The sequence below is a fragment of the Pseudorhizobium xiangyangii genome (assembly GCF_020531965.1).
Lineage (GTDB): Bacteria > Pseudomonadota > Alphaproteobacteria > Rhizobiales > Rhizobiaceae > Neorhizobium > Neorhizobium xiangyangii.
Genome location: NZ_JAJAWH010000002.1, coordinates 21,725 through 47,056, shown reverse-complemented (window position 1 = coordinate 47,056; position 25,332 = coordinate 21,725). Strand labels below are relative to the sequence as shown.

Genomic DNA, 25,332 nt, shown 5'->3' with positions numbered 1-25,332 from the left:
GCCACGGTCAGACCCCGACCGTGGCAACTTTCCCATTTGCTTTCCAACGCGTTTCCGCGTGGCGGACGAAAATGCGCTCGTTGCTTATTAGACAGCATGAGAAGGCGTTATTTTTTATGCAGTTAGCAATTGTTAAGGATAAAAAGACTACACGGTGGCCCGAGCCGCTGTCTGAATGAGCAGAGCCCAGCGGTCCTTCCCCCGGAGTTCTCCATGACAGACCAGCGCAAGATCGAAGTCCTCAACGAACGCCTCGAATTCGTCGGCCTCGATTCCGCCCAGCGTCGGAACCTTGCCGACGCGCAGTCGGTCATCAAGTCGGCTGTTGGCGAAGCGCTGGACGTTTTCTACAAAAAGGCAGCCAGCCACGCCCACACGCGCAAATTCTTCTCGAGCGAGGCCCATATCGCCCACGCGAAGGGCCATCAGCTCAAGCACTGGGAAACCATCGCCTCCGGCCGTTATCAGGGAGACTATGTCGACGGCGTCACCAGGGTCGGCAAGGTCCATGCGCAGATCGGCCTTGAGCCCCGCTGGTATATCGGCGGTTATGCATTGATCCTGGATGGCATCATCCGCGCCGTCGTTCAACAGGAACTGACGGGCATCCTGCATGGTCGCAAGGCGCAGAAGCTGTCCGCAAGCCTTACCGCTGTCGTCAAGGCAGCACTTGTCGACATGGATTATGCCATATCCGTCTACCTGGACGCATTGGCTGAGGAGCGCGCCGAACTGCAGGCGCAGCGTGATCAGGAGAAGGCGGAACAAGGTGCGGCGCTTGATGCTCTCGAGACGGTCCTCGCAGGACTGGCAAACGGCGACCTGACGGCACAGTTGCAGGGACTAGGCCCGAATTTCGAGCAATTGACGCACAACTTCAATGCCTCCGTTGCAGCGCTGCGACTTGCCATGGAAGAGATCAATCATTCCGTCGACCAGGTGCGTTCGGAGATCGCGGATATTACGACCGCGTCGGACAACATGGCCAAGCGCACCGAACATCAGGCTTCCGCGCTCGAAGAAAGCGCGGCAGCACTGGAGCAAATCACGGCCATCTCAGGTCAGTCTGTCCTGCGGACCCGTGACGTTCAGGCGATCGTTCATGAATCCACGAGCGAGACAGAGCGCTCTGGAAATGTCGTCAAGGAAGCGATCGCAGCGATGGGCGAGATCGAAAGCTCGTCGCAGAAGATGACCCATATCATCGGCGTCATCGACGACATTGCATTCCAGACCAACCTTCTCGCGCTGAACGCGGGTGTGGAAGCCGCCCGTGCCGGAGAACAGGGCAAGGGCTTTGCCGTCGTCGCACAGGAAGTACGGCAGCTTGCCCAACGTTCTGCAACGGCGGCGCAGGAAATCAAGGAGCTGATCGAACGTTCCTCGCATCACGTCAGCCGCGGTGTGGAGCTGGTCAACCGGACAGGTCAGTCTCTTGCCGCGATCGGACAAAGAGTTGGCGCTATCAACGAGAACATCAATTCGATCACGCAGTCGGCCCAGGAGCAGGCGTCAGGAATCGACGAAATCAATACCGCCGTACGCGACATGGAACAGATCACGCAGCAGAATGCGGCACAGATGGAGGAGACCAACGCCTCCGCGCAAAACCTCTCGGAGATCAGCGATGGTCTTGCCGCCCTGCTCTCAAGGTTCCGCACGGCGGGATCTGTCCAGCAGCCGGCACGGTCGGGAAGCCGAACCTGGCGCTCCGTTGCCTGAGCCATCCGGCGGGATCTTGTTGCTATGTCAGGAGTAACGCCGCGCCCATGACGGCGCGGGTTTCCCCTTCATACAGTGGCCGGTGACGACGGCCACTCCTCCCGTGCCACCAAGAGCGGCGAATGCGCACCCGCAGAACACCTGCGCGCGGCTTTGTGGAGGACATCTGCCCCTCGCTTGACAATGCTCAAGAATTACTTTCTAAATTTTAGAAAGTAATAGGGGCAGGCTTTATGGGAAGCCATCACGGGGAAGTACTCCGCATCCTTCGGGATGACGGTCCACAGTCTCGAGCATCCTTGGCCAGGCGGGGAAAGTTGTCCGCCACCACGCTGACGCATGTTACTGCGCAGCTTTTGCGTGACGGCGTCGTCGCGGAATCAGAATTTGTCGACACCACGGGCATCGGCCGGCCCGGACAGGCTATCAAGCTGATCCCCGATGCTCACCATGTCGTCGGAATCCACCTCGGCGCCGGATTGGTGCAACTGGTGATCGCGGATCTTGCAGCCAGCATCAAAGCTTCCGCCTCTTTTGAGTTTTCCGTCCGGGACACTGCGCCGGACGATGTCATCGCTCGGACTGCCGAAGCACTTGCAACGCTGAGAAGCGAGGCAGGAGACCCGCATTTGCTCGGAGCCGGCGTTGCGGTCCCCGGCCCTGTCAACGTCGAGCAACGGTCTCTCCTCGCATCGATCAATACCGGGTGGCGCAACCTGCCGCTGGCAAAACTGTTCGAAACGCAGATCAACCTCCCTGTCATCCTTGAACACAACGTTACCTCGATGGCGTTGGCCGAAGTGAGATACGGCATCGGACGCAGGGTTCCGGCCGTACTGTATGTCTACTTGCGCACCGGGCTTGGCGCAGGGCTCGTCGTTGACGGCATTCCCTTCCGACCCGGCGGCCATGGCGCTGTTGAACTCGGCCATATCCAGATTTCCCGAGATGGGCCGCTGTGCAGTTGCGGCAATCACGGCTGCCTGGAAAGCTACGTCAACGAAGGCGTGCTGATGCGTTCGATCGGACTGAAGGGGCAGGCACCGAGCAATCTGTTCGAACAACTTGAGGCGACAGACGCGTTCGGCCCCACGCTCGACCGGTTAACCGACTCGCTGGCGATTGCCATCAATATCCTTACCCCGGACCTGATCGTCCTTGGTGGCCATCTCAGCCAAGCGCCGGAAAGCCTGTTCTCCCATTTGCGCGCAAACCTGCCGCCCCGGGTCATGCCGCACATGCGTGATGTCCTGCGCATCGATCGCACGGGCTTTGGGCCACTTGCGGGGGCGATCGGCGGCGCCGTCGTCGCCTTGGATCATTTCTTCTATTCTGGAGTCCGGCATTGAGTGATGTGGCAGTAGACAACCAAGGCGCCGGGAGCCGGTCAATCGCCGATTGGCCGCCAATCATCCTGAACCTGGTCGCGTTCGTTTTCGGCCTGGCTGTCTGGTGGGCGATCACAGCCGCACAGCTGGTCATTCTGCCGGGACCGGCGGCAGTGTTCCAACGCGCAATCGAACTGATTGCCAACGGCCAGTTGCCGCTCGATATCGTCTCCAGCCTGCAGCGCGTGCTCACCGGCTTCATCCTGGGCGTCGCATTGGCGGTGCCGGTCGGCTTCCTGATGGGATGGTACCGCGTAGCTCGGGCCCTGATCGAACCTTACGTCCAGTTCTTTCGGATGATCCCGCCGCTGGCGGTGATTCCGCTGGCGATCGTTACATTGGGCATCGATGAAGCGCCCAAGATTTTCGTCATCTTTCTCGCGTCCTTCCTCTCGTGTGTGGTCGCCACCTATCAGGGAGTGATCAGCGTTGACCGCACGCTGATCAACGCCGCGCGCGTGCTGGGGGCAACGGATCGGGTCATCTTCCCGCGCGTCATCATCCCGGCGTCCATTCCGTTCATCCTGGTCGGCGTGCGCATCGGGCTCGGGTCCGCCTGGGCGACGGTTGTCGCTGCCGAATTGATCGCGGCGCAATCGGGTCTCGGCTTCCGCATGCAGCAGGCACAACTCTACTACGATCTGCCGACGATCTTCGTCAGCCTGATTGCCATCGGCATTCTCGGCCTCGTCATGGACCGTTTCCTTCAGGCTGCAGAACGCCGCCTGACGCAATGGCAGGAGCGCGTGTGATGACATCACCCCAGACCAACGCCAAAATATCGTTCCAGAACGTCAGCCGTCGCTACGGCGAGGGCGACAGGTCGTTCCTCGCACTGGATCGTCTTTCACTGGACATTGCCGACGGTGAATTCGTGACGGTGGTCGGCCCGTCGGGCTGCGGCAAGTCGACGGCGATGAACATTGCGGCGGGCCTTACCGACGTGTCCGACGGAAGAGTGCTTGTCGATGGCAAGAGCGTTGTCGGCCCCGGCCCCGAACGGGGCGTCATCTTTCAGCAATACGCGCTGTTCCCGTGGCTGACGGTTCGCCAGAACGTGGAGTTCGGTCTTCGCATCAAGGGCACTTCCGCTGCGGAGCGCAGGCGCATATCGGATCACTTCATCAGTCTGGTCGGATTGACCGACTTCGCCGACGCACTTCCCAAGACCCTGTCGGGTGGCATGAAGCAGCGATGCGCCATTGCACGCGCCTACGCCGTCAACCCGACGATCCTGCTCATGGATGAACCCTTCGGTGCGCTCGATGCATTGACACGCGTCGGCATGCAGGATCAGCTGCTCGATACTTGGACCCGTGAGCGGCGCACCGTCATCTTCATCACGCATGATGTGGACGAGGCCGTCTATCTCGCCAATCGCGTCATCGTCATGGCTGCGCGGCCCGGCCGGCTCCACAAGATCATCCCGGTCGATCTTCCCTACCCGCGCACAGAAGAAATGCGCCTGTCACCCGAGTTCGCGGAAATTCGCAACCAGGTCTGGCATGCCGTTTACCATCAGAAACCCCACGTCGATCTGCACATACAAGAGGAGGAACCCCTGACATGAAACTGACCAGACGCCATTTCCTTGCTACAGCCACAGCCGGAGCGCTGGCTGCCCCCGCCGCCATGCTGACAACGCGCAGCGCATTCGCGCAGGCCACGCCTGTGAGAGTGGGCTACATTGCCGACTATTTCGGCACAAGCCTGACGGCCATCGCGAGCGATCAGGACCTTTGGGCAAAGCATGGCCTTGAGCCCGACCTCAAGGTCTTCACCAATGGCCCGATCCAGATCCAGGCCCTTGGCGCTGGCAGCCTCGACTTCGGCTATGTTGGCCCAGGCGCTCTCTGGCTCCCCGCCACCGGTAAAGCCAAGCTTGTCGCCATGAACGCCTTGGGTCTGTCGGACCGCGTCATCGCCCAGGCCGGTTTCAACACCATGGCGGACCTGAAGGGCAAGAAGATCGGCGTGCCCGAGGGCACCTCCGGCGACATGCTGCTGCGGTTGGCGTTGGCAAAGGCAGGCATGCAGCTCTCCGATGTCGAAGTCATCAAAATGGACCCGCCGACAGTCGTTTCGGCTTTCGCCTCGAAACAGATCGATGCAGCGGGAATTTGGTATCCGCTGGTAGGCATCATCAAGAAGACGATCCCGGATCTCGTTGAGGTTGCCAAGAGCGCGGACTTCTATCCGGCCAACTCCTTCCCGTCAGCCTTTGTGGCGCGCAACGAAGTGGCTGACCAGGATCCGGAGATGGTGAAGAAGTTCATTGCCGTCATGAAAGACGCCAACGACTATCGCGCTGCGGACGTGCCGCGCTCGGTCGAGATCACCGCCAAGTTCCTCGGTGTTCCCGCCGAGCCTCTTGTGACGGAAAGCCAGAACGGCCAGTTCCTGACGTCGGCCGAGCTAGTCGCCGCCACGAAGGATGGCACGGTGGCAAGCTGGCTGACGGGCCTGAACGAACAGTTCGTCGCTTTCGGCAAGCTGCAGAACCCTCTCGACCCGAAAGACTACTACCTGGCTGACCTCTACGCCGGCAATTAGTCTCCATGGCCCGACGCAACTCTTCGCGATGCGTCGGGCACTTTTCAGCGAGCCCCGAATGACCCAGAAGCCGAACATCCTGTTCATCATGTCGGACGACCATGCAGCCAGGGCGGTTTCCGCCTACGGCTCCGGTCTCAACAGCACTCCCAACATCGACCGCATAGCCGATGGCGGAATGCGCCTCGACCGATGCTATGTGACCAACTCGATCTGCACGCCCAGTCGCGCGGCAATTCTGACCGGCACCTACAATCACGTCAATCTGGTCACCACGCTCGACACCCATATCGACAACCGCCTGCCGAACGTCGCCAAGCACCTGCGTGCCGACGGCTATCAGACCGCGATTTTCGGCAAATGGCACCTGGGGGAAGGCGCGGCACACGAGCCCACCGGTTTCGACGAATGGTCCGTCTTGCCGGGCCAGGGCGACTATTTCGATCCGGTCATGCTCGACCGCAATGGTCCGAGTGCGGAACAGGGCTACGCCACCGACATCATCACGGACAAATGCCTGGATTTCCTGAGCCGGCGCAACGCCGATCGCCCCTTCTTCCTGATGTGCCACCACAAGGCGCCGCACCGCAGTTTCGAGCCTCATCCGCGCCACCGCCATCTCTATGCCGACGGGAATTTGCCCGTCCCTGAAACGTTTGGCGACGACTACGCGAACCGCGCCGCTGCCGCTGCCGCTGCCAAGATGCGCATCAGGTCGGACATGACCTACAAGGACCTGGGACTGGTGCAGCCCGAAGGCGGCGACGAGATCGGCGAACTTCTCCTGCCGGGCTGGCCGCACCGCAAGGTCCCCGGGATCACCGCCGGCCAGGAGCTGCGGCTGATCGACGTAAACACCGGCGAAGTTCATGTCTTCACCGACCCGCATGAACTGGATCTGTTCAAATACCAGCGTTACATGATGCGCTACCTGCAGACGATCGCTGCCGTGGACGAAAACGTTGGAAGGCTTCTCGACTATCTCGACGCCGAGGGGCTGACCGAGAACACCATCGTTATCTACACGTCCGATCAGGGTTTCTTCCTCGGCGAGCACGGCTGGTTCGACAAGCGGTTCATGTACGAGGAATCGCTGCAGATGCCATTCCTCGTCCGGTATCCCGCAGGCATCGAGCCCGGCACGAAATCGGACGTGATCGTGACCAATGTCGATTTCGCACCGACGTTTCTGGACTATGCGGGACTGACGAAGCCCACCTACATGCAGGGCGAAAGCATGCGCGGGGCGCTCGAACAGACATCCCCCGATGACCCGCAGCGCGTCGCCTACCACCGCTACTGGATGCACAAGGACGAATTTCACAACGCCTTTGCTCACTACGGGGTGCGCGATGGTCGATACAAGCTGATCTACTGGTACAATGATCCGCTTGACCAGCTTGGAGCCTATAGTGGCGACGAGCCGCCCGAGTGGGAGCTTTTCGATTGCGAGGCGGACCCGTCCGAGCTTCACAACCGGGCCAATGACCCAGCCCTCGCCAACATCTTCGCGCAAATGCTTGCCAAGCTCGACGCCAAGATGACCGAGATCGGGGATATCCCGGAGCATGACAGTGCAGCCGTGCTTGCCGGCTTGCGAAAACTGGTTGTGGAAGCATAGAACCAATCGACATTCAGGGTTTCGCGACGCGGAAATGAGCGATTTTCACCATATTCCCTCGGGACGCGGATACAGCTAGAGGATGCCCGAAATCTGAATGTCGAATGGTCCCAGGTCATGAATTGCTGCATCGGCTCCCAGGCCCGCCCCGCATCAAAGCCGTTCTCCGCCGATGCCGCCAGCGGTCCTGTGAAGCATGTTCCTCGAGCGAGCTTTGACGCCGGGGGCAGTCATGTGGGAACAGACAGGCCGGAATTGCCTCAGGATGGCGAGGGGCCGCGCCGAGCCGTCAAGCTGCAGGCTTTCGAGCTTGAGGTCACGACCGTCACCAACGCGCGGTTCTCTGCCTTCGTGGATGCAACGGGATATGTGACCGATGCCGAACGCTACGGTTGGTCGCCTGTCTTCATCGATTTACTGCCGGACGGCGCCATCCACTCTCCTGTCGGCGACCAGATCCCGTGGTGGGTGCGTGTCGACGGAGCCTGCTGGCATGCGCCGGAGGGTCCGCTGAGCAGTGTCGTCGAACGGGGGAACCATCCTGTCGTGCAGGTCTCATGGAACGATGCGCAAGCCTTCGCCGCATGGAGTGGCGGGCGCCTTCCGACCGAAGCGGAATGGGAACACGCCGCGCGTGGCGGATTGGCTGATCCCCGTTTCCCCTGGGGTGACGAAGAGCCCGACGACAGCACGATCCACTGCAACATCTGGCAGGGTCGCTTTCCGAGCTACAACAGCGCGCTCGACGGATTTACGGGCGCTTCACCGGTCGATGCGTTTGCGCCGAATGGTGCCGGCTTGTTTGGCATGGCCGGCAATGTGTGGGAGTGGACTGCCGAACCGTTCAAGGTGCGTTCGGTCGGCAAACTGGCGCGGCAACGCAACGAGCAGGCCGCCAAAACCCGGGACAAGGTGATCAAGGGCGGGTCGTTCCTGTGTCACAGAAGTTATTGCTATCGCTACAGGATAGCCGCCCGCTCCGCCATGAGCGCTGAATCGTCGACCAGCAACACGGGCTTTCGTCTCTGCTACGCCACAAGCCCTCAACGTTGACTTCATGGGTCCAAAGCCGGCGTGCTAGATGCCGGCTTTGGATAAGGCCGTTTAGCGCGACAGTTCCGCGCCCTTGTCGGCGTCAAGGATCGCGTCGACCTCGATCAGGTCAGGCATTTTGAGCGCCTTTGCACCACCTCGTGTTGCCAGCAGGAACACCAGGTAAACTGCGCCGATCGCAAACATGATCGCCACGTAGGACCAGGGCTTGGCGAAGGACGCATCCCGGAAGATAGCCAGTTCGAATACCAGCCAGGCAATGGCCACGATCAGAACCGGGGTCTCCCAGGCGCCGAGGCGGAAGCCCTGGCTCGGCGGCAGGTTCTTCCGCTTGAGCGCATAGATACCAACGGTCACCGCGTAGATGATGGCCGGCAGGAGCGTCGCAGCGGAGAAGAGCGCGAACAGGGCGTCGGTCTGCTGCGAGAACAGGGCGAGGATCACCTGCCCAACGACCGCAACGAAGATCGTCGAATTGACCGGCGTCTTCAGGGTCGGATGAATCCGGTGCCACAGCTGCCAACCGGGGAACCGCTCGTCGCGCGACATTGCCCAGACGAGACGTGTCCCGCTGAGGAGGATGACCAGGCCGCAGGAGAAGATCGAGATGACCACGAGCACGAGCAGGAGGTTGCCCAGGATCGGTCCGAGAACGCGGGTGATGACGTCGGCAATAGGCGTGGCCGAACCACCGAGCAGTGTCGGATCACCCAGCAGCGCGGTGATGGCAACGAGGAAAAACATCCCGATGATGCCGAGGCTAAGGACCGCCTGCCACATGGCTTTCGGAACCACCCGCGCCGGATCGCGCGTTTCCTCGGCGAGGTTCGCCGCGGACTCGAAGCCGACAATGGTGAACGCACCGAGGAGCGTGGCCATGATCCAGGGACCGACGCTCGTGAGGCCGCCGAAGGAATAATAGCCTTCCTGCGCCACGTTGCCTGTGCTGAACAGGTTCGAGAAGTCGAGTTCGTTATTGAATGCACCGACGGCGAACAGCAGGACGACCAGTCCGATCATCCCGACGAGCTGGATCGTCACGGCGACCGCGTTGAACTTCTGCGTGAACTTCGTGGAGAACGCGATCATGATCGCCTGCAGGACGATCACCAAGCTGGTGATCCACCAGGCGTTGGCCGCAGTTCCCTCGTAATTGAGCAGGACGGGCAGAACCGTGGAAGCGATGGTGTAATCCACGGCGCAAAGGACCACGGCGAGGAACGTAAATCCGATCCAGCCCATGATCCAGCCGAAGACCGGATTGGTGAGGCGCGATGCCCACTGGTAGATGTACCCGGTGACCGGGATGCGGGCCGCGAGCGAGCCGATGATCAAAGCGACCATCAGCTGGCCGATGACCACGACAGGCCATGTCCAGATGCCTATCGGCCCCGATGTCGACAACATGGCGCCGTAGGCGGTGAAAATGCCTGTCGCAATCGATACGAAGCCGAAAGCCACTGCGAAAGATTGAAACGGAGTGACATCGCGTTTCAGGTGATCATGATCAGTTAGTCCCGGCGCGGAGCCGGCTCTGGTAACCGTTGACATATTATTCCCCTCTTGTTCACGTCGAGCGTCAGTTGGCGAATTCGCCTTCGACTTCGCTCCAGAGGCTGACGCGGAGCCCCTTGGATTGGAAAAATTCCATTTCCCGCTTGACCCCGGCGCTTTCCTGCCAGCCGGGTCCGTCAATCACGATGATCTCGTCCATGGCCTCCATGAAAACCTGGTCGATCGGAGCCCAGAGCTTGCCGATGCCCGCCTTGTCGAGATCGGTCAGGCAGCCGTTGATGGGATGGGACATTGAAATCTGGCTGAAGACCGTCGATCCGCTTCGAGCAATCTTCGCGGCCACTGCGTTTGCTTCCTGGAAGCGTCTCTCCACGACTTCACGGTCAGCGTGGCCGTAAGGGCCAGCGAGAAAAATCTTTCGCACGGTGTTCTCCAGTTGTTCGTATACTCGTTGGAAGGTCAGTTTCGCCAGCCGCGCGAACGCTCGACGGCCTTGGCAAACAACGCATGGTGTTCCTCGGTCACAGATCCGTCCGGTTCGAACCGTTCATGCTTTGCTCTCGCGGCGCTGACATCCAGGCCGCAGAATTCCGCCAGACCCAACGCAGTCAGTTCGTGCATCGAAGGAACCGTGATGGTCCGTTTGCTTGCCGATGCCAGAAATTGGGCGAAATAGGCGCTCTGTGAGAGGCCGCCGTCGATCGAGATGGCCGGCCCCAGTTCCGTCACCTCGGCGGCGGCATCGATCAGCCCCACCGTCAGCATGGCTATGCCTTCGAGCACGGCCCGAACAAGGTCGCGCCGGTCGGTCGCGTGATCCATGCCGATAAAGAGCGGTGCAGCCGACCGATCCCAGTACGGAGCGGCGAGACCGGATAGAGCGGGCACGAAGATGATGCCGCGGCTCAGCGCGGATGGTCCTTCAAAAATCCCAAGCTCCTCGAGAGCCGAGTAAAGGCCGATATTTCTTGCCCACTCCAGCGCGGCTCCGGCGTCATAGACGCCGCCTTCGATGGCGAAGGTCGTGCCGCTGTCACGAAGCGCCCACGCGACAGTCGGAAGAAGTTCGGCCTGCGGCGGACGCTCAGCGCCTGCAACGGCGAGCAGAAACGCTCCAGTACCAAAAGTGATCTTGCAATCACCGGGTTCACGGCAGCCATGGCCGTAGAGAGCAGCCTGCTGGTCCACGATGGAGGCACGCACAGGGATGCCGTTGATCTCGCCGAATCCCTCGTCGACAGCGGCGATGCGGGGCAGGCACTCCTTGGGCACGCCATGCAACGCGCAAAGCTCGTCGCTCCATTGCCCGGTCGCCAGGTCCAGAAGACCCGTTCGGGACGCGGTGGCGAGGTCGGTCGCGAAAACGCCAGCCAGACTATCGAGGAAGAAGGCGTCGGTGGTTCCCAGTCGCAGGCGACCCGCCTTATGGGCCTCGGCGATGCTGGGTATGTTGCGGAGCAGCCAGGCGAGTTTGCTGGCGGAAAAATACGGGTCGAGCGGAAGTCCGCAGATGCGTTTCGAGACCTTCTCCGCTTCAGCTCCCAATTCCGACAGCTGCTTGGCGGTACGGGCATCCTGCCAGACGATCACAGGCGAAAGGGCGGCCCTGGTTTCGGCATCCCAGGCGATGCAGCTCTCGCCCTGATTGGCGATAGCAATCGCATCGACCTCTCCCGCCGCGTCCAGAACAGTCATGATGTTCTTGAGCAACTCGTCCGGGTCGTGTTCGACCCAACCCGCGAACGGATGATCCTGCCCGTGTTTGCGGCTGGCGACGATCCGCCATTCGCCACCGTCTTCCACAACAAGACAACGCGTTGATGTCGTTCCCTGGTCAATCGATGCGATACGCATTCAACCTTCCCCTCTGAACCCAAAATGTATGTTTTCCGCGGATCTGGTCTTGTCCGGCCGCGTAACCGTGATGCGCTTTTCAGGATGCCAGGTACCGCGGCGCTGCCAGACCTCGCGCCCATCGACAGTCAAGAAAAGCGTCCCCTTGGCATAACGGGCAAAGCGCAGCTGAAAGTCCTTGAGACCGCCGGGTAACGAAGTACCGCTCCGGATGAGGTTAGGCACCACGAGCTTGATCGGTTGGTCGTAGGTCACCTTGACGGGAGCCGTACCGGAAACGTCGCCCAGGATGTCCGACGCGATGGCCATGCCGACGGAACGACCTTCCCTGAAAGCCCAGCCACCCGTCTCGACGGCGCGCAGAACATTGCCGGCGGCGAAATAGATCGGGTTCTCGCAACGTCCGTCCTGGTCGACGGCTGGCCCTCCGCTGCCCCAGTTCACGTTCAGTCCGGACGTCTGGAAAAGGGACGCTTCCGGCGTGAACTGACCCGAGAAGAGAACGCCATCGCATTCCAGCGTCTCGATCACATCGCCGCGTTTGATTTTTACGGATTCGACGCGACCAGCCCCAAGAATATCGATGATTTCCGCGTTCCGATGGAACGGGATGCCCATCATCGACGGAAACCAGTTGAGGGGTGCGCCAACAAGCGCATGAGGCCCCGGCTCCAGTACTGCAACCGGGCGGGCGCCGTGGCTCAGGCACGTCCAGATCGCGGACAAGGTGACGAGTTCGGAGCCAACGATCACCGGACGCCTGAACGGCATCAGATTGTGGAATGCCACGTAGGACTGAAGCGATCCGGTGGTCACGACACCGACGGGACGATCACCGGTGACCATACGCGCGGCGCGCGTGGTCTCGCGCACTCCGGTGGTAACAAGCACGCGTTTCGCCGCCAGCGTTTCCAACCCGGTGTGGCTGGATACGAGCAGACGGCCGTCTTCGCCCAGGCTTGCGACCGAATGGCCATAGCGCACGTCGATATCGTATCTTTCGGCCTCCATTTCGAGGCGCTTGCCGTAGGCGGACCCGATATAGACGCGACCGAACTCGAGCATCCCGAACGGTGAGTGGCTGCAGTGACGCGTCGCGCCGCCCAGATGCTGCTCGCGTTCAAGCAACGTGATCTTTCCTACGCCCGCCTTGCGCATTGCGATGGCGGCTGCAACGCCGGAAGGCCCACCGCCGATGATGATGACGTCCGAGCTGGAGTGGGTCATTTGCCGCCCTCCTGTTCGATAGCCAGCGGGTTGGCAAGGCAACCGCTGCTCATTTCGGCCAAGCGAGAGTTGCAATAGAACCCCTGGCACCGCCCCATGCCGGCGCGGGTGCGGCGGCGCAGACCGCCGAAGTCACCCGGAGGAAGAGCGCTGTTCAGCGCGGCTTCGATCTCCCGTTTCGTCACCATCTCGCAGTGACAGACGATCTCTCCATGCCCCTCGGCCTGCCAGTCACGCATTCTCGACTCGGCGAGGTTCGGCATGCGAACGTCGGGAGCCGCCCTGGGGGCAAACTCGCCTCGCTCGGAGCCGCCGTGGAGCTTCAACGCGTGTTGCGCCAGGCCAAGAGCCGAGCTCAGTCCTGTCGATCGAATTCCGCCCAAGGTAATGGCATTGAGCTCGGGACGAGCGATGACACGATATTCCTTCTTGTCCGAAGCCGGGCGAAGGCCGGCGTAGACGGCAGTCACAGGGATGTGGGCCAGCCCCGGCACGAGCTTCACCCCCTGCGCGACCAGTCCCTCCAACGTATCGTGTTCAACGGTTGCCCGGTTTCGGTCGTCCTGCTCTTCGGCGGTCGGTCCGACGAGAATGTTTCCGAAGGCCGTAGGACAGACGACCACACCTTTCGTGATCTCGTTCGGAACGGGGAGGATGATTGTTTTGAGCTGCCGCGACGCCGCCTTGTCGAGGACGATAAACTGCCCTTTGCGGGGCTTGATCTGAAACTCGGGCTCAAAGCCAAGGCGGGTGTCCACGTAGTCTCCGAACAGACCCGCCGCGTTGATCACGAACTTTGTCCGCAGATCGCCCTTGCTCGTCTCGAGCCGCCACTCACCGTCGAAGGACCCGGCGCGGACTTCACACTGCCTGAGAACAACGGCCCCTAAGGCTATGGCCTGATTCACATATCCCAGCGGCGCCGACCAGGGGTCAATCACATGCTCGTCCGGGACATGCAGTGCCGCAACAAGCCCGTCAGACAGGCCGGGTTCTATCGAGAGTGCCTCGGTTGGGGTTACCAAACGAACGCTGGTTACGCCGTTTTCGCGCCCCTGCTCCGCGATCGCTTCAAGCCTGGCCGCCTCGTCTTGCGTCCATGCGCAGACGAGCGCTCCGGTCTCGACCAGAGGGAGGTTCATGCCCGCATGGATGTCGAGGTATTCCCGTCTGCCTGCCTGAACCAATGCAAGCTCAAGACTGCCTTTGGGCGCATCGAAACCTGTATGGAGGATGGCACTATTCGCCTTGGAGGCGCCTGAAAGAATGTCCGATCCCTTTTCGAGCAAGACCACCTTGGCACCCGCCAGGGCAAACCGCCGTGCGACCGCGCATCCCACGACGCCCGCGCCAATGATCGCGACGTCAAAGATGTCGTTTCGGGGATGCGGTTGTTGCATGCTCACAACATCATTTCCTACCGTTCGGGCGATTTATGCCCGAACGGTAACAAGTAGATTACCCGCCTGTAAAGCCGGAATTTGCCAAAAGCCAACAAGAGTTGTGGTCAGTCGCAAAATTCCACGCAGTTTTGCGTCGTCCCTTGTTTGTGACGTGCCCACACGATCGCTATATGCTGGATAATTTGGTGAATCATTGCCCACTCGGGCATCTTGTTGCACATTGAACAGGCCGGAATGAAGAGGGTCAGAATTGCGTCCGCATGAGCGTCACGAGGAAATCATCAGGCTTGTTACGCGCCATGGTGAGATGAGTGTTGATAGACTGGCCGATGACTTGCAGGTGTCAAAGGAGACTATTCGTCGTGACCTCGTGGGGCTGGACGATCAGGGCCGGCTGCAGAAATTCCACGGAGGCGCCAAGCTTCGCTCGATCGCCGCCACCGAACTCGGAGGAGAAGGCCCGTTCGCCGCGCGGATGGCCGAGAACCTGGCCGCGAAGCGGCAGATCGCCAAGGCGGCCGCAAGCCTTCTGTCCCCAGGCGACAGCCTCTTCATAGACACCGGAACCACCACGCTCCTGTTTGCCGAAGCAATCGCCGGCTTGTCGGGTCTGACGGTGATCACCAACAGCACCCGTATTGCCTCGATCGTGGCAGCCGGAAGCGATAACAAGGTCTTTCTGATCGGCGGCGCATTCAGCCTCGATGCATCGGAAACGGTCGGCTCGCTGGCGGTCGAGCAGATCGCACGGATCCGAGCCCGGCATGCGTTTCTGACCGTGGGCGCGATTGACAGCACAGGCCTGTTCGATTTTGACGAGGCTGAAACCCAGATTGCCCGCGCCATCATAGAGCGCGTTGAGAGCGTCACGGTGCTGGCGGACGCCTCCAAATTCAACAAGCGGGGTATTTTCGAGGTAGCCGGTTGGGATCGCGTAGACCGTCTCGTATCGAATTCGCCGCCGCCGCCCAACATCGCGCAGGCGATGGAAGCTTCGGGAACGCTCAAGGTTGCTACGACACGATATTAGCGGACCGGTCCCGTCCTGGTGTTGGGCCGGTACCGATGTCCCTCGTCGTCCTTGTCGTTGCTGACAACCGACGTACGAACGGAATCAGCGAGAAAAACGAAACCTCCGAGGGGAATAAGGTGTCGGGTCAACTGAGGGCGTCGATCCGGCGATGAGATCAGCGACCAGCGATGCGGTACCGGGCGCCATCACCATCCCCGTATGGCCGTGACCGAATGCATGGAAAACATCCGGGCAGCCGGAGGAGCGCCCGATCACCGGCAGGCAGTCCGGAGTTGACGGCCGGTTTCCCATCCACACATCATGCGGTCCGTTGTCGATGATGTCGGCTATCTGGGGAAACATCCTTCGCGCATGCTTTAGCTGTATCCGTGCCCTGCGCCAATCTGGCGGTGTCGTTGGCTTCGCCAGTTCAACCTGTCCAGCCAGGCGAAGCCCGGTCAGGGTACTCGACACGGCCATCTTGCCGTCCGCGGGCATCAGGCCGGTCTGGAGGCGTATGGGGCAGTCCAAGACCTCGACGTGATACCCGCGTTCCGCGATCAGCGGCACGAGATCGCCGACCATGCGCGCGAGCTTCCCCGATCCGATGCCGGCGGCGATGACGGCATAATCACATGCTATCGGCCCCTGACTGGTCTGCACGGCCCTGAGCTTTCCACCACTCAAATCAAATCCTGTCGCCAGGGCCTTGAAAACCCTGCCTCCACGATCCTCGAACAGCTTGGCGAGACCCGCGCAAAATTTGCCGGGATCACGCAGAGATACCGCAGGAAGTATGCGGATGCCCAGAATGTACTCAGCCGAGAGATCCGGCACGAGCGACCGCAAACTCTCGCCTTCCCTGACTTCGTATTCAATGCCGTACTTCGATCGCAGGTCCCAGGCCGGGCGATCGGCTTCAAGGTCCGCATGGCTGCGGTAGACATACATGACGCCCCGCGCGCCCATCAGTTGGGATATACCCGCTTCAGCCGCGCACGCCTCATAACGAGCCACCGCCCCCGTCAACAAGGCCGCCCGAGCGGGAATGTCTCTCTCCACACGCGACCAGCTCCTGCCTGCGGCCAGGAACCGGACAAGCCATGGGAGGAGCCAAGGAAGGTACCTCCACTGAAGGACGAACGGTCCCATGGGATCCAGAAGGAAACCCGGGACCGCCCTCCACATTCCAGGCAGCGAGATGGGAATGATCGCGCCTTCGCTCACCCAGGTGCCGTTGCCATACGATGCGGCCTGTCGTCCCCCGGGCAAGTCCGGCTCAATGAGGCTGACGTTGTAACCCCTCTCCAGCAGCTCCAAGGCAGTGAACAAGCCAACGATTCCGCCGCCGATTATCGCGACCGATGACGGGCATGTTCCTTGAGCTGCGTGTTCCATCATCCCTCCCCGCAGGCCTGACTAGCGTTTGGATGGAAGGGACATCAGATGGTCGCGTAAGGTGATCAGATCCTTGCAGACGCTCTCGAGACCAGCAAGTTCGAACCCGTCCGCGTGCGCTGAGCCGGCTTCCGCCAGGAGTTCACGAAGCCTGCCATGATAACGCACGGCACTGCCGTCAACCGTCAGGCCCTTTCGCTCCTCGAACGCCTGGTTCCATGCGACGGCCTCAGCCCGGGCGACGCCCTTCGGCAGATCGAGTGTCAGCTCCGAGTTTTCCAGCCGTACCGGATAGCCGCCCGGCAGACCGTTGGGGCCAGGCACGTGCCCCTCCCATACCTGGCCCGCAATCAGCGCCAGCATCAGCGTGACGCCGGAGGCACCCGAGATCTCGATCGCCGGTTCGGGAGTCAGCTGGCAATGACGGAACGCCTCGAAAGGATCTGTGATTTCCTCGTCGCCGACAAAGATACGTGGCGCCGGTGCACCGGCACGTTGTTCGGGTGGCAACCGCCAGGGAGCAAGGCATTGATAGTGGGCCAGAACACGAAGCTTGCCTTCCGGCAGGTTTTCGCGCGCGCCAGCGAAGACGTTGGACAGGATCGCAACGTTGCCTGTACCGCACAACACCTTGTGTCCCAACGCCACAAGCATGCCGTTTACGACATCCGGGAAGGAGCAGTTGATCAGTCTGGTGTCAGGAGTAATATCGCTGATTGCAGCTGCCATCCGCGCTGAAATCAGCGCCTGAAACACCGCCGTGGCGCTTAGTCCGCCTTCAGCCACGAGATCGGTCCAGGCCGAACCTCCATCCGAAATCACCGTCGAGGTCTGAATTGATGCTGCCTGCACCACCAATCTTGGCTTGTGCTCACGAACCAGAATCTCGCTTGCGCCCGGTTCAAGCAGATCCATCGCCTGGGTGGTGAAGCGCGCTGGTGTGCCGAACATGGCTGCACGGGCATTTCCGGCCGTGCGCAGCCAGTCGAGCCTCATTCGGTTGCGGCCCGACAATACGACATTCACCGGCTCCTTTGCGGTGGCCGCGATATCCAGCGCGATCCGTCCCGCAAACATTCCCGTACCGGTGATCAAAACATCGCAGCTCATTGTGCAGCTTCCTCGTTTACAGTGCTCTTGCGGTTCGACGGAGCTTCCCAACGTCCGGCCGGCTCCTTGGGAAGCAGGTGTTTTTGGATCCGTTGGCTGGGAGTGCGGGGAAAGTCCGCCATCAGGGCGATGTACCGTGGGCGTTGATGCGGAGCGAGACGTTCGGCCATCCATGCCCAGATCATCGCCGGGTCCGGGTTGGTCCCTGCCCGCGGCTGGATAAAGAGCTGAATGTCGTGCTCGCCGATCTCTGCCGGAACCCCAACCATGGCCGCGTCCAGCACATCGGGATGCCTGCCGGCCACGCTCTCGACTTCAAACGCAGAGACGTTCTCGCCCTTGCACCGCACGGAATCGGTCATCCGTCCATGGAAAAAGAGCATGCCGTCGTCGTTCCAGGAACCCAGATCTCCCGTATGGAACCCGGATGGCCGTATCGCCTTCTTGGTCGCCTCAGGATTGCGATAATACCCTTCCGTGACGGCACCCGGCAGCGAGGTTCGAACCACGATCTCGCCCCGGCCTTCCCCGAAGCCAAGAACCCGGCCGGCCTCGTCGACAAGGTCGATCTCGAACCAGGGCATCGGTCGGCCGACAGAACCGACCACCCATTCATTGTTCCAGGTCGTCAGGCTGGAGCACTCCGTCATGCCGTAGCATTCACGGATCTGTACGCCGAAGCGTTCCTCGAACGGACGCCAAGCTTCCGGCGCGCAACCGCCTCCCCAGGCTATGCGGACCTTGTGATCGCGTTCCCACTCGTTCTCGGGCTGCTTCAGGAGGATCTGAACGATGCCGCCGAGATGGTGGATATGGGTGCACCCGGTTTCCGCCAACTGCCGCCAGAACTTCGAGGCGCTGAACCGATCCGCGATGGTGAGCCGCACATCCCTGACCAGGGGAACCAGCAACACCTGAGCGCCGCCGATATGGTAGAAGGGCTCCCACATGAAGAGATTGTCGCCCGGCACAAGATCTGCGCAAAGCGACACCGCCTCGGCGGCAAGCTCCAGCATCATATGGCTGACCATCACCCCCTTTGCCGGGCCGGTCGTGCCTGAGGTAAACATGATGGCTGCAAGATCACGCGGCTGCGGGAACGCCCCATCAAACTCGGCGACAGCCGAAGGCAGGCCGCGATCCGAGATGACTTCGAGCGGAATATTCGTCGCTTCACCGCAATCGGCGATGGATGCCTCCAGGCCCGCATCGCAGATGATGAGGCCAGGCTCGGTGGTCCTGATGACATGGGCAAGGGGCTCCCCAACGAGCGCCGGATTGACCGGCACCCACACGATCCCGCCGCGCAGAAGCCCGTAAATAAGCGCGAGCGACGCCACACTGTTGGCCATCATGACGACGACCCGGTCGCCCTTGCGCAGGCCCTGCCTGTGCAAGCGCTCGGCTATGCCGGATGCCGCTCCGGCCAGTTCGCCGAACGTTAGTGGATTGTCGCCGATCTGGGCAAAGAGTCGTTCCGGTGAGGCGCCACCAAGCTCTTGGAGGCGAGTTGCTAATCCTCGGATCTGCATGTGAAGTATAACCTTGATTTCTGGAGCTAACCCGTTGGCGGATAAGACCACATCTACTTTTGTATTTTTTGTGCGACGAGCAGGATCACAGTCACGATCGCCAGAACCACGACGGAGACTGCTGCGAGCGTTGGATTGAGCTGCAGGAACATGTCGTCCCACATCTGCTTCGGCAGGGTTGTCTTGAGCCCGCCCGAAATGAAGATCGCGATGGTCAGCTCGTCAAAAGACGTGACAAAGGCGAACAGTCCGGCAGACACCACGCCGCCGCGCAGGAGAGGCAACGTAATGCGGCGCATGATGGTGAAACGCCCGGCGCCCAGTGTTTCTGCTGCCTGGTTGAGTCTCCAGTCGTAGTTCTTCAGCACGGCTCCGATGGTGATGAAGCAATAGGGGATGGCCAGCAGCGTGTGGCCGATTACCAGGCCGGCATCGGTCGCGACGAGCCCCATTTGCGCCATCAGGTAGAAGAGACCTACCGCGATGACTATTCGCGGAACCACCATCGGCGCGAGGATGAGTGCAAAGATCGGGCCGTTCCAGAGCGATTTCGACCGCGCTAGGGCAAGTGCCGCCAGCCCACCCAGTACCGTTGCAAAAAAGGCCGTGGCGAACGCGACGCCGAACGAGCGCAGTGTGGCCGAGATCCAGACAGGTGAGGTCAGATATTGCTCGAACCATCGCAGCGAATATCCCGGCGGCGGGAATTGCAGCGAGTTGGATGACGTGAAGGCGATAGGGAACACGACCAGGATCGGCGCTACCAGGAAGGCCAGAGCCAGCAGCGGGTAGATGCTGACCTTCTTGTTGGTGATGCCGTCGGGAGAGCGAAAACGATCAAATGGCGCCGACACCCAAGCCATGAAACGGAGCAGCCGTTGCCCGCCCGTTCGCAGAAGGCTCGTGCGCTTGGGCAGATCATCGCTTTCCGCGCCGGAAATCACCGACAAGCCGAAGAGCTTGTTGTAGACCCAGATGGACGCCAAGGCCGTGATGACCAGCAGGCTCGCCAGGACGGCAGCGAATGACCAGTTCACCAGTTCCTGAACCTGGGTGATGATCGCCTGCGCCAACATGGTCTGGCCACGCCCGCCGAGGAAGGCCGGGACAATGAAGAACCCGAGCGATGTTACAAAGGCCAACAGTCCTGCCGCGGCTGCGCCGGGCACCGACAGAGGGAAGTATACCAGCCAGAAGCGCTGAGACCTGCTGGCACCCATGGTACCTGCCGCGAGCGCCAACCGTTGATCGATCCCGTTCATCACCGGAAGCATCGTCAGGACGGCCAGGGGCATCATCGCATGGACCATGCCGATGATGACACCGAACTCATTGTACATAAGCCGAAGTGGACGCTCGATTAATCCGACGTCCATGAACAAGGTGTTCAGCACGCCACGATTTCCCAGAAGGATCATCCAGGCAAAGGTCTTGACCAGGTATGACGTCCAGAACGGCAGAAGCACCAGAAGAGCAATCAGGGCTTGCCGGCGGCTATCCATCCGCGAAAGCCACAAAGCCAGCGGGTAACCCAGCAGAACCGAAAATAGCGCCGTGAGGATGGCGATGCGGAAGGTGATAGCCAGGATGCGCCAATAGACGGATGTGTCAAAAACACGGGAGTAATGCTCGCCCGTGAACGCTCCCGTCGCCGGGTCCTGTACCCCGAGCAAGAACAGCCGCCCCATCGGGAAAAGGAAAAACACGGCAAGCAGCGCAACAGCCGGCAGAACGAGCCAGAGAGGGCCGACGGGAAACCGACGCAATCCAGGAACGTTTTGGATGACGCTCATGCCACGACCCTCGCGAGCGACTTCAGCCAGTGGACCTCTATCTCCTCGCCGATCGAAGGCATCGCACCGGCTGCGGGATCATGACGGAGCATGATGTTCGTGCCGTCAGCGAGCGTGAGGAGAAGACGTGTCTCTGATCCGAGGTAGACCAATTCGCTCAGACGACCGCGCAGCCCCTCAAATTCGCTCGATGGAGCTGGGCCAACGCGCATCTGTTCGGGTCTTACGACGAGCGCGACATCCTGCGTGGCCTTGTCGCGAGCGGTGTAGCGACCGCTGAAGGTGCCATTCGCCGTCCGTACTGTCGCCCAATTGTCGTCGGCTGCCTCCCGCGTACCTTTCAGCACGTTGGAATGACCGATGAATGTCGCGGAAAATACCGTTTCGGGATCGGAATAGATCTGGTGCGGCGCACCAAGCTGCTCGACCTTGGCGTGGTTCATCACGCAGATCCTGTCGGACATGACCAGCGCCTCTTCCTGGTCGTGCGTCACGTAGATGACGGTGGTGCCATACTCCTTGTGGAGCCGCCGTATCTCGAGCTGCATATGCTCGCGAAGCGCCTTGTCGAGCGCGCCAAGCGGCTCGTCCATCAGGATAATCTTGGGCCGGAAAACGAAACACCGAGCGAGGGCAACACGCTGCTGCTGCCCGCCCGAAAGTTCCTTTGGAAATCGGTGGGAGAACCGGTCGAGCTGGACCTTGCGGAGAGTTTCTTCCACCTGAGCGCTTATATCTGCGGCTGGCAGCTTGCGCATCTGAAGGGGAAAGGAAACATTCTCCGCGACGGTCATATGCGGAAACAGGGCGTAGTGCTGGAAAACCAGCCCCATGCCTCGCTGGTTGACCGGGCGATGTGTCCAATCCTCACCATTGACCGTCAACCGGCCTGCCGACGGATCCACCAGGCCGGAAATCATCTGGAGCAGGGTTGTCTTTCCCGACCCGGATGGCCCCAGGAGAGTTAGAAACTCGCCTTCCTTGACCGACAGACTTGTAGGTTCAAGCGCCGTAAACGTTCCATAGCGTTTGGACAGGCCTTCGAGCACAATTTCGCTCTCACCGGTTCCCGTTGTCATTGTCGCTCCTGCAGTATTGGTTCGTGAAGGCGGCTGCGCAGAGGCAGCGCAGGCGCCCATCGTTCAGTTAGCCGGGGTCGCGGGGCGCACGGCCCCCCGACAGGAATTTATCAGCTGAGCAACCAACCGTTGAAGCGCTCAGTGATTGCCGACCGATTGGCCTTCCAGAATGGCTCAGATGCCAGCGACATGACTTGCAGGTTCTGAGGTGCCGTCGGCAGGATCGCGGCCCGTTCAGCGGCGATATGATCGTAGGCGCGCAGGTTGGTAGGTCCATAGGCCAGATCGTCCGTGAACTTGGCCTGCATCTCGGGTTGAGCGCAGAACGCGACAAACTCGCGCGCCAGATCGGCCTTCGGATTACCCTTGGGAACTCCCCAACCCTCAATCGAGTAGAGACCGCCGTTCCAGACGATTTTTGCGGGCGCACCATTGTCGATCGCTGCCTGAAAACGAGCATTCCAACCCGCGATCATGTCAACTTCACCGCTTTCAAGAAGCTGCGTGGACTGCGCGCCCCCTGTCCACCAGACATCGATATTGTCCTTGATCTGATCCAGCTTGCGGAAGGCGCGATCCAGATCGAGAGGGTAAAGGTCGGCCGGCAATACGCCATCCGCCATCAATGCAATTTCAAGCGTGTCGATCGGGTTCTTGCGCAGGCAGCGGCGGCCCGGAAAGCGATCGAGGTCCCAGAACGCATCCCAACCGGTCGGCGCTTCCGGCAGCATATCGGTATTGTAGGCCATGACGGTTGCATAAACGTCCGTCCCCAGCATGTTGGGGTGAACGGCTTCCGGCATTACGTTGGCAACCTTGGCTGGTTCGATGTTCAGTGGCTCCAGCAGATCTTCCTCTTCAAGGATAAGCCGTGCCGAGAGCGTCAGAGTGCACACATCCCAGATATACGAACGGGTCTCGACGATAGACTTGAACTGCGCAGTGGGCTCGGCGTCGCGCGCCACGCCGTTGATGCTGATACCTGTCGCAGCCGTGAAGGGCTCGTAGAATGCCTTGCGATAGCCATCTGCGAAGGGACCGCCGGGATCCGCCACAACAAGTGATTCATTGGCCCACGACCGGCGCGTCAGCATCGGAGTGGCGAGAGCCACGGCGCCTGCAGCGAGCAGACTACGGCGAGACAGGTTCAGGAAGCTGGTCTTTGTCACATCTATTCTCCTCTGATGGTTTTGATTCTGGCATCGTTAATCGATGCTCAGGATTGGCGCTTCGGCGGTGAGCCGAAGCGCAGGATCGTCAGCCTTTGCGAGCAGCTCTCACAGCCAGGAACTTCTCCATCATCGCCTGCGGTTCGCCTGACGCGTAGGCTTCGCGCTGTATCCGAACGCCGGAAGTCATGGCGTCATCGAAGCCCGCTTCAGTGAGTTCCGCGAACCGTTGACGGTTCAGACGCATGGCAACAGGCGGCTTCTCCGCCAGGAATTGGGCAAGCTCCAAAGCCTCGGATTGAACCTTGTCCTGATCGACCAGCCGGGAGATCAATCCGAAAGAGAAGGCTTCGTCTGCTTCGAGCATTCGCCCTGTCAAAGTGAGATCGATAGTGCGGGCAAGCCCCATGAACTCCCGCATGATCCAGCTGCCGGTGACGGTCGCGATGCCCGAATTGATTTCTGGTTGCCCCATCTTTACGCCGGCATGGGCGACCCGCAGGTCACAAAGCAGTGACACCTGGAATGCCGAGCCTGCCGCTATGCCGTTCAGCGCAGCCACGATCGGCTTCGAGCCGAGACGGAACAGATTGTAGAGCCGTCTCCACTCGCCCATCCAGCTCTCCGCACGATCGGCATCGAAGGTCTTGCTTTCCGCAAGATCCTGTCCTGCACCGAAGGCCCTGTCGCCAGCGCCGGTCAATACGATCGCCCTGACCGAGGGATCGACCTCCGCAGCTTCGAGCGCTGCGATGAGCTGATCCCGCATCGGGGTATTCCACGCGTTCAGCTTCTCAGGGCGGTTCAGGGTCAGCCTCCGGACAGAACCGATGGTTTCGACCAACACAAACTCCGACATAGCGAGCCTTTCTATTGCATAGCGATAACTCTTATTGTATGTTGATATACGAAATTGTCTTAGGTCAAGCTGAAATTTGCAAGCGCACTAATTTTTGGAGATCGCATATTGGGCGATCGAATGATGGCTTCTTGCGAAGGCAGCTGATCTGGGCTCAGGTGACGCAGGCGCCCTCGTGTGTGGCGGGCTGCGTTTAATTGGTTAGAGAAGCCGGGCTGATAGAGTATGGGAAACGACACCTCGCGATCCAAACGTGCCGAACCGCTGATGGTCAATTCCGTCGCGAAGGCCTTCAAGGTATTGAACGTTTTTGACAAGGGACACGGATCGCTTACGCTGTCGCAGATAGCGCAACTCACCGGCATGGATGTCAGCACAGCTCAAAGGTTCACGCACACGCTGACGCAACTGGGTTATCTGCGGAAGGATCCGCTCACGCGTCAATTTGAGCTGGCGATCAAGACGCTTGATCTGGCCTACCACTACACGAGAGGCTCACGTCTCGTTGACCGTGCGATGCCGGTGCTGCAACATCTGAGCAAGGAAACAGAAGAAGCAGTCAGCCTGACGATCCTCGACGGAACCGAGATTGTCTTCGTGTGCCGCTATCTCAGCCGTCAGTCTCTCAACACCGACGTCATAACCGGCTCGCGACTGCCGGCGTACTGCACATCTCCCGGCCGAGCGATCTTGTCACGCCTGCCGGAAGCTGCTGTTCGCGATATTCTCGACCGAAGCGAACTCCGCCAACGGACCCCCTCCACCCCTGACACGATCGAGGAGGTTCTTGCTCGTCTCGATGAAGCGCGATCGAAGGGGTACGCGCATGCTTTCGAGGAGATCTACCACGGTGACGCGTCGGTGGGAGCACCGATCCTCGGCCCTGACGGAGGGGTGATTGCGGCGGTGAGCATAGCCGTTCCCTTGGCTCGACTGAGCCGCGAGGAAGTCCTCGAGACCTTCCCGAAACTGGTCATCGCAGCAGCGCGCGGAATCTCGTTCAGCTAGGTCGGGACCCTCATTTTAAGAGATTGACAGTCCACC

Annotated in this window: 21 protein-coding genes; 9 read left to right on the top strand and 12 right to left on the bottom strand. The window is 60.6% G+C overall.

Translation table 11 applies throughout. The features are described 5' to 3' along the window. Positions 1 to 213: 213 nt before the first annotated feature. The 7 genes from LH464_RS01600 (at position 214) to LH464_RS01570 (ending at position 8,337) form a co-directional block, all read left to right on the top strand. Positions 214 to 1,722, top strand: coding sequence for a methyl-accepting chemotaxis protein (locus LH464_RS01600; protein ID WP_226784612.1), 1,509 nt, complete (start codon positions 214 to 216; stop codon positions 1,720 to 1,722). A 233-nt stretch (positions 1,723 to 1,955) separates the two neighbouring features. Continuing rightward, positions 1,956 to 3,071 (top strand): ROK family transcriptional regulator, encoded by a 1,116-nt coding sequence (locus LH464_RS01595; protein ID WP_226784611.1) that lies wholly within the window; start codon positions 1,956 to 1,958, stop codon positions 3,069 to 3,071. Between the two features lie 41 nt (positions 3,072 to 3,112). Then, positions 3,113 to 3,862, top strand: coding sequence for an ABC transporter permease (locus LH464_RS01590; protein WP_226784832.1), 750 nt, complete (start codon positions 3,113 to 3,115; stop codon positions 3,860 to 3,862). Continuing rightward, positions 3,862 to 4,680, top strand: coding sequence for an ABC transporter ATP-binding protein (locus tag LH464_RS01585; protein WP_226784610.1), 819 nt, complete (start codon positions 3,862 to 3,864; stop codon positions 4,678 to 4,680). The genes LH464_RS01590 and LH464_RS01585 overlap by 1 nt, the downstream gene beginning before the upstream one ends. A 2-nt stretch (positions 4,681 to 4,682) precedes the next feature. Further along, complete coding sequence (locus tag LH464_RS01580) at positions 4,683 to 5,663, top strand: aliphatic sulfonate ABC transporter substrate-binding protein (RefSeq protein WP_390624906.1); 981 nt, start codon at positions 4,683 to 4,685, stop codon at positions 5,661 to 5,663. Between the two features lie 58 nt (positions 5,664 to 5,721). After that, a complete protein-coding gene (locus tag LH464_RS01575; protein WP_226784609.1) occupies positions 5,722 to 7,284 on the top strand; it encodes a sulfatase family protein in 1,563 nt (520 codons plus the stop codon). A 117-nt stretch (positions 7,285 to 7,401) separates the two neighbouring features. Beyond that, complete coding sequence (locus LH464_RS01570) at positions 7,402 to 8,337, top strand: formylglycine-generating enzyme family protein (protein ID WP_226784608.1); 936 nt, start codon at positions 7,402 to 7,404, stop codon at positions 8,335 to 8,337. A gap of 51 nt (positions 8,338 to 8,388) precedes the next feature. Here LH464_RS01570 and LH464_RS01565 read toward each other — a convergent pair whose 3' ends face one another. The 5 genes from LH464_RS01565 to LH464_RS01545 are packed head-to-tail and all read right to left on the bottom strand — an operon-like array spanning position 8,389 to position 14,333. Further along, the gene (locus LH464_RS01565; RefSeq protein WP_226784607.1) at positions 8,389 to 9,888 is read right to left on the bottom strand and encodes an amino acid permease; all 1,500 of its coding nucleotides are present in this window, start codon (positions 9,886 to 9,888) and stop codon (positions 8,389 to 8,391) included. Positions 9,889 to 9,916: 28 nt separating this feature from the next. Next, positions 9,917 to 10,276 carry a DUF1937 family protein gene (locus LH464_RS01560; protein WP_226784606.1) on the bottom strand — a complete coding sequence of 120 codons (360 nt, stop codon included), beginning with the start codon at positions 10,274 to 10,276 and terminating at the stop codon, positions 9,917 to 9,919. A gap of 35 nt (positions 10,277 to 10,311) precedes the next feature. Continuing rightward, complete coding sequence (locus LH464_RS01555) at positions 10,312 to 11,706, bottom strand: FGGY family carbohydrate kinase (protein WP_226784605.1); 1,395 nt, start codon at positions 11,704 to 11,706, stop codon at positions 10,312 to 10,314. Beyond that, positions 11,707 to 12,933: an NAD(P)/FAD-dependent oxidoreductase gene (locus LH464_RS01550; RefSeq protein WP_226784604.1), complete on the bottom strand. Its 1,227-nt coding sequence runs from the start codon at positions 12,931 to 12,933 to the stop codon at positions 11,707 to 11,709. Continuing rightward, entirely contained in the window at positions 12,930 to 14,333 is a 1,404-nt protein-coding gene (locus LH464_RS01545) for an NAD(P)/FAD-dependent oxidoreductase (protein WP_226784830.1), read from the bottom strand. Before LH464_RS01545 ends, LH464_RS01550 begins: the two co-directional genes overlap by 4 nt. A gap of 253 nt (positions 14,334 to 14,586) precedes the next feature. Between LH464_RS01545 and LH464_RS01540 the strand changes: the two genes are divergently transcribed. Further along, positions 14,587 to 15,366 (top strand): DeoR/GlpR family DNA-binding transcription regulator, encoded by a 780-nt coding sequence (locus LH464_RS01540; protein ID WP_226784603.1) that lies wholly within the window; start codon positions 14,587 to 14,589, stop codon positions 15,364 to 15,366. 84 nt (positions 15,367 to 15,450) lie between these two features. Here the strand turns inward: LH464_RS01540 and LH464_RS01535 are convergent, their stop codons facing one another. The 7 genes from LH464_RS01535 to LH464_RS01505 all read right to left on the bottom strand — a co-directional run bounded on the left by LH464_RS01535 (position 15,451) and on the right by LH464_RS01505 (position 24,288). Next, on the bottom strand, positions 15,451 to 16,746 hold the full coding sequence (locus LH464_RS01535) for an NAD(P)/FAD-dependent oxidoreductase (protein ID WP_226784602.1): 1,296 nt from the start codon (positions 16,744 to 16,746) through the stop codon (positions 15,451 to 15,453). Between the two features lie 21 nt (positions 16,747 to 16,767). Beyond that, a complete protein-coding gene (locus LH464_RS01530) occupies positions 16,768 to 17,856 on the bottom strand; it encodes a hypothetical protein (protein WP_226784601.1) in 1,089 nt (362 codons plus the stop codon). After that, positions 17,853 to 19,388, bottom strand: a complete 1,536-nt coding sequence (locus LH464_RS01525) for a class I adenylate-forming enzyme family protein (protein ID WP_226784600.1) — start codon at positions 19,386 to 19,388, stop codon at positions 17,853 to 17,855. The genes LH464_RS01530 and LH464_RS01525 overlap by 4 nt, the downstream gene beginning before the upstream one ends. Before the next feature lie 53 nt (positions 19,389 to 19,441). Beyond that, entirely contained in the window at positions 19,442 to 21,181 is a 1,740-nt protein-coding gene (locus LH464_RS01520; protein ID WP_226784599.1) for an ABC transporter permease subunit, read from the bottom strand. Beyond that, positions 21,178 to 22,260, bottom strand: coding sequence for an ABC transporter ATP-binding protein (locus LH464_RS01515; RefSeq protein WP_226784598.1), 1,083 nt, complete (start codon positions 22,258 to 22,260; stop codon positions 21,178 to 21,180). The genes LH464_RS01520 and LH464_RS01515 overlap by 4 nt, the downstream gene beginning before the upstream one ends. A 110-nt stretch (positions 22,261 to 22,370) precedes the next feature. Beyond that, positions 22,371 to 23,429: an ABC transporter substrate-binding protein gene (locus tag LH464_RS01510; protein WP_226784597.1), complete on the bottom strand. Its 1,059-nt coding sequence runs from the start codon at positions 23,427 to 23,429 to the stop codon at positions 22,371 to 22,373. Between the two features lie 88 nt (positions 23,430 to 23,517). Then, a complete protein-coding gene (locus LH464_RS01505; RefSeq protein WP_226784596.1) occupies positions 23,518 to 24,288 on the bottom strand; it encodes an enoyl-CoA hydratase/isomerase family protein in 771 nt (256 codons plus the stop codon). Positions 24,289 to 24,513: 225 nt separating this feature from the next. On the opposite strand from LH464_RS01505, the gene LH464_RS01500 reads away from it, so the two are divergent. Beyond that, on the top strand, positions 24,514 to 25,296 hold the full coding sequence (locus LH464_RS01500; protein WP_226784595.1) for an IclR family transcriptional regulator: 783 nt from the start codon (positions 24,514 to 24,516) through the stop codon (positions 25,294 to 25,296). The last annotated feature ends 36 nt before the right edge of the window (positions 25,297 to 25,332 follow it).

Coding starts and splice junctions, on each gene's coding strand:
- LH464_RS01600 (WP_226784612.1), top strand. CDS start 214: ATGACAGACCAGCGCAAGATCGAAGTCCTCAACGAACGCCTCGAATTC.
- LH464_RS01595 (WP_226784611.1), top strand. CDS start 1,956: ATGGGAAGCCATCACGGGGAAGTACTCCGCATCCTTCGGGATGACGGT.
- LH464_RS01585 (WP_226784610.1), top strand. CDS start 3,862: ATGACATCACCCCAGACCAACGCCAAAATATCGTTCCAGAACGTCAGC.
- LH464_RS01575 (WP_226784609.1), top strand. CDS start 5,722: ATGACCCAGAAGCCGAACATCCTGTTCATCATGTCGGACGACCATGCA.
- LH464_RS01570 (WP_226784608.1), top strand. CDS start 7,402: ATGAATTGCTGCATCGGCTCCCAGGCCCGCCCCGCATCAAAGCCGTTC.
- LH464_RS01565 (WP_226784607.1), bottom strand. CDS start 9,888: ATGTCAACGGTTACCAGAGCCGGCTCCGCGCCGGGACTAACTGATCAT.
- LH464_RS01555 (WP_226784605.1), bottom strand. CDS start 11,706: ATGCGTATCGCATCGATTGACCAGGGAACGACATCAACGCGTTGTCTT.
- LH464_RS01550 (WP_226784604.1), bottom strand. CDS start 12,933: ATGACCCACTCCAGCTCGGACGTCATCATCATCGGCGGTGGGCCTTCC.
- LH464_RS01545 (WP_226784830.1), bottom strand. CDS start 14,333: ATGCAACAACCGCATCCCCGAAACGACATCTTTGACGTCGCGATCATT.
- LH464_RS01535 (WP_226784602.1), bottom strand. CDS start 16,746: ATGGAACACGCAGCTCAAGGAACATGCCCGTCATCGGTCGCGATAATC.
- LH464_RS01530 (WP_226784601.1), bottom strand. CDS start 17,856: ATGAGCTGCGATGTTTTGATCACCGGTACGGGAATGTTTGCGGGACGG.
- LH464_RS01525 (WP_226784600.1), bottom strand. CDS start 19,388: ATGCAGATCCGAGGATTAGCAACTCGCCTCCAAGAGCTTGGTGGCGCC.
- LH464_RS01520 (WP_226784599.1), bottom strand. CDS start 21,181: ATGAGCGTCATCCAAAACGTTCCTGGATTGCGTCGGTTTCCCGTCGGC.
- LH464_RS01515 (WP_226784598.1), bottom strand. CDS start 22,260: ATGACAACGGGAACCGGTGAGAGCGAAATTGTGCTCGAAGGCCTGTCC.
- LH464_RS01505 (WP_226784596.1), bottom strand. CDS start 24,288: ATGTCGGAGTTTGTGTTGGTCGAAACCATCGGTTCTGTCCGGAGGCTG.
- LH464_RS01500 (WP_226784595.1), top strand. CDS start 24,514: ATGGGAAACGACACCTCGCGATCCAAACGTGCCGAACCGCTGATGGTC.